The organism is Capsulimonas sp., from assembly GCF_039929585.1.
Lineage (GTDB): Bacteria > Armatimonadota > Armatimonadia > Armatimonadales > Capsulimonadaceae > Capsulimonas.
On the sequence record NZ_JBDSQY010000196.1, the window covers coordinates 1 to 11,861 of the forward strand.

The window sequence follows — 11,861 nt, forward strand, 5'->3', positions numbered from 1 at the left end:
TTAACGATCATCACCATTTTGCCGCCGGCGCTTTTGATGATCCCGGATAGGTATTCGGTATTGACGGTCGTTCTGATGCCGTCTACGCCTTCGATTTTTCCGAGTTCAACACTGATCACGCTGGATACTTGATCGACGACAAAACCGAGAAGCGACTCATGTTGTATCACGAGTACGCGAGTCGCGTCGTCATGTTCGCCGTCTGGAAAGCCGAAAATCCGACGTAAGGAAATGATCGGCAGCATTTTGCCTCGAAGGTTCGATAATCCTTGCAGATTTGGCGAACTCAACGGCACTCTTGTGACTTCGGTGAGGCGAATAATCTCTTGGACTTCCACGATCGGAAGGCCAAATACCTCATCGCCTACCATAAACGTGACGAATTGCCGTGTATTGTCTTCCTCGGTGTCCCCATCGACTGCCGCGCCGAGGTTGGCGCCGACCACATCGGCGCCCTCGGCAATCGCGATGTCATCCGCCAGAAACTCATCCGTGACTTCCGAGCGAAGCGGATTTCGGCGACCTTTTGCCGATTTTGCTTGGCCGTTATCAGTTATTTCCATTGATTTTCTCTTAACTGCTTTGCAGCTCATCGGCGAGGGATGAAATCTCTTCGATTGCGGCGCTCATGGCGCCGGCGACTTGCAGCTGCTGGCGTCCGGCTTCAGTGGCCTGCGCCGCCGCCTGATCCGCCTGAGTCGCCGCAGCGGCGATCTGTTCAACTCCGACCTTGATGTCGCTAAGAGCCAGACTCACCAGAGTGGCCGCATCGACAATCTCTTTGCTGCCTTTCAGCACTTCGGCGATGTCGGTTTCGACAAGTTCCAGATTAATGGTAATGCTCTTGGTCTTCTCGACTTCGGATGCGCCCGTCACAGCGATACCTTCGAGATCGCGCCGCACAATGCTAATCTGGTCCTGAACGGCCTTGACCATGTCTTTGATGCGGTCGGCATTCTCGGCCGATTCCTGGGCCAGATTGCGAATATCGGTCGCGACAACGACAAATCCCTTGCCAAACTCGCCGGCGCGGGCTGCTTCAATTGCTCCGTTTACGGCAAGCATGTTGGTCTGGATTGAAACCGTAGCGATGGTATCGACGATCTTATCAATGCGACGGCTAACGGTTTCTAGGTTGTTGATTTGGTCTCGGCTGTTGATGTTCTCCTCGAGAGATGATGTGACCCCGTGGATCAACGCTTCTGCCCTGGCGCGCGCATCTTTAAGGACAATCGTAAGCGCCTCTCCTTTCTCCAACGCAGCTTTACCGTTATCTTCCGCAACTCTCGCGGCCTTTTCAATCTGACTGCTCGCGGCGGAGGACTCTTGCGCCGCTGCGCCCTGCTGCTGGGCTCCCTGACTGATCTGTTCAAGCGCAGTAAGAATTTGAACCGCTGCCGTGTTGATCTCCTGTGTGGAGCTCGCAAGCTCCTCGGCGGCGGAGGCAACTTCTTCGGCGCTTTTTGAGATATTGGTGCTGTTCTTGAGATCTTCGGCGACGCCTGCGAGATCCTGCGCAACGCGCTCAGCCATTTCCAGAGCCGTAGTTTGCTGGCGGACCATCTGTACCGTTTCTTCGCATCCAGAAGCTTGTTCTTCTGCGGCGGTCGCGATTATCTCCGCGCCCTTTTCGGCTTCCTGGCAGGCGATGTTTGCCTCTCTGGCCAAACGCTGGATCTCCTGCGCACCTTCGAACATCAGGATCATGTCCGTCCGGGATTGCTCCAACTGCTCAGTAATTACCGCGCCTTTTTCAACTTCACTCTTGGCTGTCTCACTGGATCGGTTGATCGCCTCAGCGATAGTCTTAACGTCTCCCTGGATTTGCCGAACTAGTTCCTGAATAGACTGCGCGCTTCGTTCGGACGTTTCGGCTAATGTCCGAACTTCATCAGCAACGACGGCAAAGCCCTTGCCGTGTTTGCCGGCGCGGGCCGCTTCAATCGCCGCATTCAAGGCGAGCAGGTTCGTCTGATCGGCAATGCGACCGACAGCTTTAACGATATCTCCGATGTTGGCGGCCTGTTGGTCCAATTCAATCATCATCGTAACAGAAGCGGACTGCCGGTCGGCGGCGACGCCGACAGCGGTAACGGTGTTGGCGACCTCCGCAGCCAGGGTCTGCATCAGAGTTTGCAGGGCCTGAGTTTTCTGGAGGGAAGTTTCCGCATTTTTCTGGGTGGTCGCAAGGGATGTTCCGACGAGCGCCGTTGCCGCCTGAGATTCCACGGAGGCGCTCGACGCTTCCTGAGCGCCTGAGGCAATTTGGTCCATCGTCCGCTGAAGCTCTTCTGCGGCGGTCGATGCTTCGGCAATACTGCTCGCTAACTCATTGGTTGCGGAAGCGACACGCTCCGATGCCTGCTGCTGCTTTGCAAGGGTCCGCGCTTTACGCCGCTGGACCTCCACGTCGCGGTTGCTGGCGGCATCGCCGTCATGCCCAAGTCGCAGAAAACGACTGGGTTCGGCCATTGTTGTTGTTGTCGTCGTTGCTCGTTTGGCGAGTGCCATGTGTTTTTCTCCAGGATGAGTTGCTACGAGATACAAACCTATGTTCGTACAGCCGCATTAATAAGTAAAAGAGGCTTAGGAAGACGTTACACCGTTCTGCGACACGAGGGCTCCTGCTCTGTTTGGTGCGTTCATTCTGATTATTCCACTAATCCTGGTGAATATAATGTATTGCTTAGATGAATAAAAAATGCTCACGCCATCGTCTAAGGCGCTACCATACATACACCTTGATTTATTTATAGTTTAATATTGTCTACATTTTGTTCTAACCATGGACTTCTTCAGCAGGTCATTCAACACCGTATTCGCCATCTGTCGAAAGCGCAATTCCCTTTCTCGCAGACGCGCCGCGTTGGTTCGGAAGCTGAAGCTTTTGGCGGCGCTTGCCGCGCCATTCTTCTCTAAATTGGTTTGCAAAATAGGTTTGGCCTCCTATGGTCATGGCTCCGGTCACCGTCTCCGGCATCTGGTGAGTGATCACCAGAAATTCACCTGCTCCAATGCGATGATGATATTTGAGCGCTTTGTGTCTGGGAATGCCGGCGACCACCATCGCGTTGACCAGCGCGCCGAATCCCGCTCCGCCGATTGCCCCGGCTATCAGCCCCGCAATCGGTCCGAGCACCGTCACGGCGCCCAGCATTGGAAAGACGAAGAAGCCCATCGCACCCGCCATTAGCCCAAAGAAACCACCGAACCAGGCGCCTGTTTCCGCGCCGTCCAGCGCTGCATCCGCTGGGCGATAGAATCCCTGTATATCTTTGTCTGTCGCGAAGTTTTGCCCAATAATGGAGATATGCCGGATCGGAGTACCCGTTTCGGCAAGCCGGCGAACGGCCTCCTCCGCCTCATCTTGGGTGGAGTGAACCGCCGCTACGGTGACGCAGGCTTCGACTGCCGCCATGCTCGGATCGGGTATTGTACTGTTCATCGTAACAACCTCGAATTTCGTTCGCTTGCTATGGGGAAGGAACGTTTATGCGGGCGCGTCAATCGACGCGACGCGCACTAGTTTTTTGTTCACGAACTCCTGGATACCCATGCTGGAGAGTTCGCGACCGTAGCCGGAATTCTTGACGCCGCCGAACGGCAAGTCCGGCGCAGTCCAGGTCGGATGATTGATGAACATCATTCCGGTGTCGATTCGATTCGCAACGCATTTCCCTCTTGCGATGTCGGCCGTGAATACCGATCCTCCCAGCCCGAACTCCGAATCATTGGCGAGGGCTACTGCTTCATCCTCATTTTTAACTCGGAAGAAAAGTGCGACTGGGCCGAAGAATTCCTCACGAAAGGCCGGATTGTCAGGCTCGATATCGGTCAGGATCGTCGGCTGCATGAAAGCGCCCGGCCGGTCGATCCGTTTGCCGCCCATCACGAGTGTGGCCCCCTTATCGACGGCTCGGCTTACCTGATCCAGCAGCGTGATCAGGGCGGATTCCGTGGAGAGCGGTCCGAGCGTCGTCGCTTGATCCATGGGGTCTCCAGGTTTCAGCGCTCGCAACGCCATCTGGAATTTTTCAAGAAAGCGGTCGGCGACTTCATCAACGACGATGAAGCGCTTCGCCGCGACGCAGCACTGGCCCGTGTTGTTCATCTTGCCCCAGACGGCCCACTGGACCGTTTTGTCAAGGTCGGCGTCCTCAAGGACGATGAAGGCGTCACTTCCGCCAAGCTCCATAGTCGACTTCTTAAGATTGAGACCTGCCCGTGCGGCGACGATCTTCCCGGCTTCCACGCTCCCGGTCAGCGCCACGCCCTTGACCCGTGGATCGCCGATGACGTTATTGACCTGATCGTACGAGATCAGCAGGTTGGTATATGCGCCCGCCGGCGCTCCCGCTTCCCGCCACAGATCCTCAAAGGCGATGGCGCATTGCGGAACACACCCTGCATGCTTCACCATCACAACATTGCCAGCCATCAAATTCGGCGCGGCAAAGCGCGCGAGTTGGTAGTAGGGAAAGTTCCACGGCTCCACACCGAAAATAACGCCCAGCGGATTGCTTGTGATTTCGGCTTCACCCGAACTCGGTTCGAGCCGACGCGGCGCAAGAAAGCGCTCGGCGTTCTTTGCATAGTAGTGGATGATGTCCGCGCTGAGCGTGACCTCTCCCCTAGCCTGATCGACGAGCTTGCCCATTTCAAGGACTACTGGCAGGGCGAATTCGTCCACTCGTGAGTGCATGATCTCGGCCGCTTTCGAAACCACGACCGCCCGCTCCGCAAAGCTGATGTTGCGCCAGGATTCGAAGCATGTCGCGGCGGTCTCCATTGCCGCTTCGAGCTGACTGTCAGTGAGTTCGTCGAACGTCTTCAGGGTTTCGCCATTATAGGGATTCACACTTTGATAAGTCATGGTCTCGTCCTCTTCTTGAAAATATATGGTGCTAGGCGCACAAGTCTTGACATCGCGAATGATCGTCTTCGCCATTTGCACACGATGGATGCGACTACCCACATTACCGTCTGAGTATAAAGTGTTTCGTTTTGAGATACATCCACGAAGTGGCCGATTGTGAACGAATGTTATGCCGCAAATGATGAGGCAGCGCGCATATTCGGCTTTGCTCTCGGTTCATGATCCATCTCCAGCTCTGGAGAGTATGTCCAGCCGCCTTGAGAGCAGTCGTCTCTCTTCCGTGCGTATCGGCATATCTGAGTTAGGTGTTTTGGCGCTGACAAACACCTGCCCCCCCTTTTGAATTGTGGGGATAGCCGTCAGAGGGCTCCGCGCCGGGCCGCGCGTGTTTGTCCCTGTCGATGAGAACGTAGCGTTGTGGCATGGGCAGACAAATCGATTTCCAAATTTATCCCAGTTGACCGCGCATCCCTGGTGGGGGCATCGCGCGGATAACGCCGTGAGTTCATTCGGACCGATCCGCGTGATATAGACCACTCCGCCGCTGAGCAGCAGGACCCGGCGAGCTTGATTCATCTTAAAACGCCCAGCCCTGCCAGCGGGGATCCACGGGTCCGTGACGGCTTCAGATTGCTTCGGCAGCATCGGAAGAATCAGCACCAGCCCGGTTCCCATGGCGTATGTGAGTACTTGACGTCGATTGAGTAAATTCTGCGAATCTAAATGTTCTGGAGCCATTTCAAATCGTTCCTTTCGGAGCCTATCGCAATTCCTGAGGCGAGAGGCGTGAGCATGATTATTCTTGATACGGCCGGAGCGGATGACGCCGGATGCTTTGCGTTTCAGCCGATATGCCGACGTGGCTACTGATCGTTCCGATCCAAGCCACGCCGTTCTCCAGTAGTTCCGACGCCATCATGGCTGCGTTGGCGCCGGCCATGATCGCTTTGACGACATCTTCGTGGGTATGGACGCCACTGGTCAGCGCAAAGTCTGCGTCGAGACGCCCATAGAGCAGCCCGATATACCGAAGCGGCAGCCGCATATCATGATGGTCACTCAGAACGATGTGAGGCTCCGTAAGCAGATTCCAAACGTCGAAATCGGCTGATAGAATCGGTTAAAGAGCACCAGCCTATCGGCGCCTGCTTCGATGAGTCGACGAGCCATTTGAGGAACTGAGCTGAGTTGAAGATTGAGTTCAAGGGCATCCGAGCCGGCATCCTCAATACATGTATCCCAAAGTATACGCGGGTGACAGGCTAGCGCCGTCCGCCGTTTGGCGGTTTGTGGCATGGTTGACAAGATGTTCTGTATTTCTACCGCCCGAAGCCGCTGCGATATCATGGCGTTTTCATCGTGGCTCTCTTCGACATCGTCGTTCTTAGGGAAATTTCCTCACAACTGGCCATTTCGAGGATAGTTTGTTCCTCTCGCTTCGCTTATACTCATCCTCATAACTTGTCCACGGCATTTCGGCGCAATCAGAGTTCCGCCATATCAACGCCTTTCCGCTCTGTCGCTGTAAATGAGGAACTCCATGTTCAGCCATATTCTGCTAGCCACCGACGGCTCGAAGCACGCACGGGCCAATACGCCGTATTCTTTGCCGTCGCTTCCCGAAGGCGCGGACCGAGCTTGGCTGCTCGGCGCGATGGCGTCGGATGGAAATGGGTTTGTCCGACATGCTGCTGTTCAAGGACTTTCGGAAATCGACAGTGGCGATGAACTGCCGTTTCTCCTTTGGAGGACGACGGATTGGGTGGAGCCCGTACGGGAACTCGCCATCGCCGCCGTTCATGAGCGATTGCGTGATTCGCGATATTGCCTCACGTTCGCGAACGTGAGGCGCTCGTTCGGCGATTGGCGGATGGGCGCCGCAGCGATTTGTCGGATTTGACTTCGGCTATTCATCGTATGCTCTTGGGGGAGCCTGGACAAGCTGCGCTCGTCGCCATACTGGATTCCGGAAAAACAGTCGTCCGGCGCGAGGCGTGTCGTGTTTTGAACGGCGTTGTCCCTGTTCCGAACATGCAGGTCATCGATCGTGTTTCTGGTGACCAAGATATAATCGTCCGGCAATGGGCGCTGCGCTGGGAGCCAATCTTGCGTGAAAGCGCACCGATGGAAGCCGCCGCACTGCGTCGGACGTTTCTTTCAGATCCAGCGCCTAAGCTTCGGGCCGACGCGCTAAGGGCGAGCGTCGCGGCGACTGCGCAGGATGCCGCAGATGCCCTTTGGAAGTCCATGTCGGATTCCTCCGGGGCCGTGCGTCTTTGCGCGCGTTATCACTTGCGCCAATTCTTTGGGGATGTCGATTTCGCAGCTCACTATCGCGCGGTTCTGCAAGAAGGGCAGAAGCATCAGGAAGGCGCAGTCTCTGGATTGGGCGAAACTGGAAAGGCGGGGGATTTCGACCTTCTCATTCCGTATTTCGATGGATCATCGCGAGAGGCGCAATCAGCACTCAAGTCTCTATCCACATTAGATGGCGATCGTGCTCGCCCAATCGTGCTGCAATCGTTAATCGACGATCGTCCAGGCGTGAGGCGCACCGCTACCAAACTTCTCAATCGTCATGTCTTCGACTATGAAAGTGATTTGCTGATGGAATTATGGGCGCGCCGCCCTGAAGCAAACGCAGCAGTCAATCTCGCCGCTGCAACCTTGCGGCTCCCACCCTGGCTTGCACTTAATGTTCTGCTCTCCGCACTCGAAATCGGTTCTGCGGACGTTGCTGTTCTGGATGCCTTAGCGCAATGGCGTCCCACGATCAATCGTGTCTACGTGGCTCCCCCGCCTTCGGAAGAACTTCGACATCGTCTGCTAGGGAAAATCAGCTTGTTATCTCGGCGTATTCCGGATGAACTGGTGTCACGACTTGCCGCAGCAATTCAATAGCTCCGCAGCAAGAATCTCTGCGGGATTAAGCCTGAACGAGCGTAAATTCGAGGATGCAAAAATTCTTTTGGTTACGACGAAACGAAACTTAATGGGAAGCCGTTACTAGTGACATGGAGGGTTTATGATGAATCGTCGAAGAATGGTGATCTTGATTGCTGTCTCCGTTGTGGGACTTATCGCGTTTGCCTGCACTTATCAAGTGATTGCAAATGGAGCGACTGTTAGTCGTGGCGGCCGTACCGTCGTCAGTGGCTATTAAGCCTACTCATGCCAATGGAATTGCTTCTTCACCAGTTGGCAGGGGTCGGCGTGAGCGGCCTCTGCTTCGTGGCCGTGTGCGCCTTGGTCTTTTGGCCGCTTGAGGAATTGTTCGAGAGCGACGGAGCGGCTCGGCCTAAGCTCAAAGACCTCGCCTCGCTGTGGTTCTATCAATCGTTCGGCCTCTGGCTTGCCGCAGGGATTATCTACGAGATCGCTTTCTTTCTAAGGCAGTTTTTGCCTCAGCCATGGCTGTTGCTTGTGGGGCGCCAGCCGTTTTGGCTGCAAGCGACGGCGGCGCTCCTCTTGGCCGAGGTCTGGGTTTATGTCTTTCACCGCTTATCCCATACCTTGCCGTCTCTTTGGAAGTTTCACCGCGTTCACCATACGCTCGTGGATATGACCTGGAGCGCGACCTCACGCCAGCACCCGGTGGATTTCCTGCTCATCATCGTCGGCGCCAATCTGCCGGCGATGCTGCTCGGGATCGATCTCAAACCCATCGTGTTCTTGGTGGTGCTGGAGAGGATCTACACGGTCCTGCTTCATTCTAACTTGAATCTCGAATACGGCTGGTTCACCCAGATCATTGCCAGCCCAAGGCTGCACCGACTGCACCACACGCCCAAATGCGGAAACCAGAACTATGCGGGAATTCTGAGCCTTTTGGATGTCCTGGGGAATACCTTCCAGCCTCCTGTTACAAAAGAGCAAGCCAGCGAGACACATGAGCGGCTCCCGGCCATGGCAATAGTGGACGAACTCAGCCATATACCTAGCCTCACGGTGAGCCTTGCCGAAAGTCAATCCGCGGATTCCGGCACGAGCCAAAAGATGTAGTCGGTGTCGACTGTTTCTCCTCCAAGCTGGTCCACCAGCAGCGCGATCTGCCCTCGGTGGTAGGAGGCGTGGCCGAATAGCTGCACGATCTGCCCTTCAGTTGGCAGGCTATAGGTTCCGGCGCCCTCGACGCTGAACTCGAAATTCGAGAGCAACTGATCTTCGGTGAGACGCGCGAGGTAGTCAGTCCATCCGGCCTCAAGGGCGACGAAGCGCGGCGCCAGTGTAGCGAGGTCGCAGCTCTTGTCGAACCACGCCGCTTGTTGAAGGCCGTCGCTGTGCATGTAATCGAGCCAGTTTTCGCGGCAGGCCGCCAAGTGACCGGCGAGCGTGACGGCTTGCTGGAACCGGGCGTCGCCTCGGTTGGCGTCCGGAACGGATCCGATCATGGCGAGCATCTTCTGGTTACTGTCTTTCTCATGTTCGAAGGACTGACGGTGAAGTTCGAGACGTGACATAGGGAAGACTCCTGAATAAATGGGAATGGGATTGTTGCGAAGGTCGGAATGAGATTCGTCTTGCGAGAGTGGGAATCCTGCCCGGACGGAACGCATGGGTGTGACTGATAATTGTTACACTCATTCTCTCGCTCCCGTCCCACAGCTGGAAGCAGTGTTCTACAGGGGTAAGCAAGCTAAAGCAGGCTGTAAGATTAGGAGTGGCGCTTGTCGGCGTCCTCCAGTCTGCTTGAGCTGACTTCCCTTTGACTAGCCCATTGCTTCCAGCTGTGGGAATCCTGCCCGGACGGAACGCATCAGCGTGAAGAAGCCCTGACGATATTCCTCGCCAGGGCTTCTTCTTGGGTCGTTTTTGCGCGGGCTTCCGTGGGTGAGACGGACTCGCTTTAATGCCCGATGAACTGTGTCTCACTCACGGACCAGCTCCAGGAACTCGCGCCGGTTTGCCCCACGATGCGGGCGCCGATCACGCCCGTCTTAGCTGTTCCGCTGAAGGTGTACGTTTTGCCGAAGGCTACGCTGCTATTCGGGTAGCTGGGGCTGATTGTCCACCCCGAGTCGGTCCATGTGCTCCCGTCCGTCGAGAACTGAAGCTTGCAGTTCGCCTGAAAGTAACCGTTCCCGTAACCGTCGTCGCCGCCATTGACGACTTTGGCCGAACTGATTGTCTTAGCCGTGGACCACACGACGCCCGCGCCTTCCCACTTGGCGGTCCCGCCCTCCCCCGCCGGGTTCACCACAACAAAGCTCGTCAAATTATTGTCATTGACGACAGCGCTCACAGCCCGATTGGCGTTGGACGCTGCCGTAGTGTTTTTAGACCAGAGATACCCCGTTCCGATGGGAGCGATATTGCTGTCCACGCCGGATGGGCTGAAGCTGGCGCTGATGGCGTGGGGCGCGGTCACGTTGGAAAATGTGTAACTGCCGATGGCGCCGCGATTTGTTCCATCCACCACCACCGACGCGATGGAATAACCGGCGCTGGGAGTAATGGTAAAGGCCTGAGTGGCGCCCGAGTTCACAGCAATCGTTCCCGGCGGATTGATCGTTCCACCGGCGCCGGCGCTGGCTGCAATGTTGTAGGTGGTCGGACTGGAGCCCTGGGGAATGAACTGGAAGTCCTGAACGGTGATGTCGAGCGCCTGCGTGGGATACGCGCCGAAGGTCCACAAATTGAACATCATCGGACACGCCGACTGTGGAATGGTGTTTGTATTCCCATTATAAGTGTGGCTCTTCACAGCCGTACCCGTGGACGCCGTCGGCGGGACCAGTCCCGCCCAAATACTCGCGGTCACTTTCGTGGAGCTCCAATCGATACGGACCGTGTTAACCGTACTTCCGCCCAAATTGAGCAGGAAGTTTTCTTCATACGAGGCTCCGAGAGCCCCTTGCCCCGTGTTTGGGTAGAAAGTGAAATCCGAGTTAATGTTTCCGGCCGTTCCGTTCCACTGGGAAAACTCAACATCGAGTTCGTTCTCGCCGTCCACGCCAACGTTAGCCGCCGCGCCGTACGTAAAACCAGAAAGGACTACACTCTTCTGCATGGAAGTGATAGACCCATTGAGCACATAGTAAATGCTTCCGAACCCCAGTCTATCCGAAGTGTATATCTCCGCTCCCTTGGCGGTCGATCCGGACCCGCTGATCTTCAGATGAAGATATCCACTGCTGTCGATGGTGACATTGCCCGAGCTGCCGCTGATCTGTCCGCCTGCGGACCCGTCGCCAATGAGTGAACCGTTGTTGACATTCCAGATATGGCCCTTCCAATTGACGGTCTGAGCCGAAAGCGATTGACTGCTGACAAGCGCCAGAGCCACGGCGCACAGTAACTGCTGCTTTAACTTCATAGAGTCTCCTGGTTTCTGATCTACATTCTTAGTAGAACCACTCTGACATTGCAAAGCTTTGATATTCGCCATAGCCAACACAAATGAACCGACAGCATCCTTACGTCAATTCTTATAGAAGACTAGATCATCATCTTAATCGATTTTCCTAAATCTGTCAAGACAGCTAGAATTATTGTTTCGAAAAATTATCATCACAACATTTAGGTGAGTGTTTCGGCGAGCAGGCGCACGGGTATATCCCAGCATTACGATTTTCCTGGGAAGCACTTCAGCTCAGGAGAATTGTTTTGATCTCTTTTAAGGAGTGCATGCATATGAGAAATGGAATTCTGCTGCGTCTGGTGGGGGCGTCCCTGATGCTGGGCGCTGTCACGGTCGGGGTGTCGGGATGCAATGACAATCCGCCGCCGGATACGAATACAACTGTCGTGACTCCCGCCGCTCCCGCGCCGCGGGATACGACGGTCGTCGTCCCCAGCTCCCCTGGACCTCCCGGACCGGCCGGCGCTCCCGGAGCCTCCGGCGCCCCGGGCGCCCCAGGCGCTCCCGGAGCACCTGGTCCCGCCGCTGGCTCCGGCGGCTAAACGCCGCAGTCGCGAAATCGAACACCCTGAGAGACATCGACAGTCTCTCAGGGTGTTTTTTTGTTGTCTCTATTTTGTTTTC

At 55.7% G+C, this 11,861-nt stretch carries 12 protein-coding genes; 4 read left to right on the plus strand and 8 right to left on the minus strand.

Annotation, left to right across the window (positions count from 1 at the left end; genetic code table 11):
* The 6 genes from ABIZ35_RS14230 to ABIZ35_RS14255 form a co-directional block, all read right to left on the minus strand.
* Nucleotides 1–593 (minus strand): chemotaxis protein CheW (locus ABIZ35_RS14230; RefSeq protein ID WP_348220577.1); only part of this gene is annotated, 593 nt, incomplete at its 3' end.
* On the minus strand, nucleotides 574–2,511 hold the full coding sequence (locus tag ABIZ35_RS14235) for a methyl-accepting chemotaxis protein (RefSeq protein WP_348220578.1): 1,938 nt from the start codon (nucleotides 2,509–2,511) through the stop codon (nucleotides 574–576). The genes ABIZ35_RS14230 and ABIZ35_RS14235, both read right to left, overlap by 20 nt.
* 292 nt (nucleotides 2,512–2,803) lie before the next feature.
* Nucleotides 2,804–3,445, minus strand: coding sequence for a general stress protein (locus tag ABIZ35_RS14240; RefSeq protein WP_348220579.1), 642 nt, complete (start codon nucleotides 3,443–3,445; stop codon nucleotides 2,804–2,806).
* A 45-nt stretch (nucleotides 3,446–3,490) separates the two neighbouring features.
* A complete protein-coding gene (locus ABIZ35_RS14245; protein ID WP_348220580.1) occupies nucleotides 3,491–4,873 on the minus strand; it encodes an NAD-dependent succinate-semialdehyde dehydrogenase in 1,383 nt (460 codons plus the stop codon).
* 219 nt (nucleotides 4,874–5,092) lie between these two features.
* Complete coding sequence (locus ABIZ35_RS14250) at nucleotides 5,093–5,614, minus strand: Rieske (2Fe-2S) protein (RefSeq protein WP_348220581.1); 522 nt, start codon at nucleotides 5,612–5,614, stop codon at nucleotides 5,093–5,095.
* A gap of 58 nt (nucleotides 5,615–5,672) precedes the next feature.
* The gene (locus tag ABIZ35_RS14255) at nucleotides 5,673–5,921 is read right to left on the minus strand and encodes a hypothetical protein (protein ID WP_348220582.1); all 249 of its coding nucleotides are present in this window, start codon (nucleotides 5,919–5,921) and stop codon (nucleotides 5,673–5,675) included.
* Nucleotides 5,922–6,416: 495 nt separating this feature from the next.
* Between ABIZ35_RS14255 and ABIZ35_RS14260 the strand changes: the two genes are divergently transcribed.
* The 3 genes from ABIZ35_RS14260 to ABIZ35_RS14270 all read left to right on the plus strand — a co-directional run bounded on the left by ABIZ35_RS14260 (nucleotide 6,417) and on the right by ABIZ35_RS14270 (nucleotide 8,878).
* Entirely contained in the window at nucleotides 6,417–6,776 is a 360-nt protein-coding gene (locus ABIZ35_RS14260; protein WP_348220583.1) for a HEAT repeat domain-containing protein, read from the plus strand.
* A 104-nt stretch (nucleotides 6,777–6,880) separates the two neighbouring features.
* Nucleotides 6,881–7,777: a hypothetical protein gene (locus tag ABIZ35_RS14265; protein WP_348220584.1), complete on the plus strand. Its 897-nt coding sequence runs from the start codon at nucleotides 6,881–6,883 to the stop codon at nucleotides 7,775–7,777.
* Between the two features lie 270 nt (nucleotides 7,778–8,047).
* Nucleotides 8,048–8,878: a sterol desaturase family protein gene (locus ABIZ35_RS14270; RefSeq protein ID WP_348220585.1), complete on the plus strand. Its 831-nt coding sequence runs from the start codon at nucleotides 8,048–8,050 to the stop codon at nucleotides 8,876–8,878.
* Here the strand turns inward: ABIZ35_RS14270 and ABIZ35_RS14275 are convergent.
* A complete protein-coding gene (locus tag ABIZ35_RS14275) occupies nucleotides 8,842–9,336 on the minus strand; it encodes a DinB family protein (RefSeq protein WP_348220586.1) in 495 nt (164 codons plus the stop codon). The genes ABIZ35_RS14270 and ABIZ35_RS14275 overlap by 37 nt on opposite strands.
* A 386-nt stretch (nucleotides 9,337–9,722) precedes the next feature.
* Nucleotides 9,723–11,192 carry a hypothetical protein gene (locus tag ABIZ35_RS14280; protein WP_348220587.1) on the minus strand — a complete coding sequence of 490 codons (1,470 nt, stop codon included), beginning with the start codon at nucleotides 11,190–11,192 and terminating at the stop codon, nucleotides 9,723–9,725.
* 317 nt (nucleotides 11,193–11,509) lie between these two features.
* Here ABIZ35_RS14280 and ABIZ35_RS14285 point away from each other — a divergent pair, with 317 nt between their 5' ends.
* Complete coding sequence (locus ABIZ35_RS14285; protein WP_348220588.1) at nucleotides 11,510–11,779, plus strand: hypothetical protein; 270 nt, start codon at nucleotides 11,510–11,512, stop codon at nucleotides 11,777–11,779.
* Nucleotides 11,780–11,861 lie beyond the last annotated feature (82 nt).

Bases quoted from the DNA above. Each gene is read 5' to 3' on its own strand.
- ABIZ35_RS14235 (WP_348220578.1), bottom strand. From the start codon at position 2,511: ATGGCACTCGCCAAACGAGCAACGACGACAACAACAACAATGGCCGAA.
- ABIZ35_RS14240 (WP_348220579.1), bottom strand. From the start codon at position 3,445: ATGAACAGTACAATACCCGATCCGAGCATGGCGGCAGTCGAAGCCTGC.
- ABIZ35_RS14245 (WP_348220580.1), bottom strand. From the start codon at position 4,873: ATGACTTATCAAAGTGTGAATCCCTATAATGGCGAAACCCTGAAGACG.
- ABIZ35_RS14250 (WP_348220581.1), bottom strand. From the start codon at position 5,614: ATGGCTCCAGAACATTTAGATTCGCAGAATTTACTCAATCGACGTCAA.
- ABIZ35_RS14255 (WP_348220582.1), bottom strand. From the start codon at position 5,921: ATGCGGCTGCCGCTTCGGTATATCGGGCTGCTCTATGGGCGTCTCGAC.
- ABIZ35_RS14260 (WP_348220583.1), top strand. From the start codon at position 6,417: ATGTTCAGCCATATTCTGCTAGCCACCGACGGCTCGAAGCACGCACGG.
- ABIZ35_RS14270 (WP_348220585.1), top strand. From the start codon at position 8,048: ATGCCAATGGAATTGCTTCTTCACCAGTTGGCAGGGGTCGGCGTGAGC.
- ABIZ35_RS14275 (WP_348220586.1), bottom strand. From the start codon at position 9,336: ATGTCACGTCTCGAACTTCACCGTCAGTCCTTCGAACATGAGAAAGAC.
- ABIZ35_RS14280 (WP_348220587.1), bottom strand. From the start codon at position 11,192: ATGAAGTTAAAGCAGCAGTTACTGTGCGCCGTGGCTCTGGCGCTTGTC.
- ABIZ35_RS14285 (WP_348220588.1), top strand. From the start codon at position 11,510: ATGAGAAATGGAATTCTGCTGCGTCTGGTGGGGGCGTCCCTGATGCTG.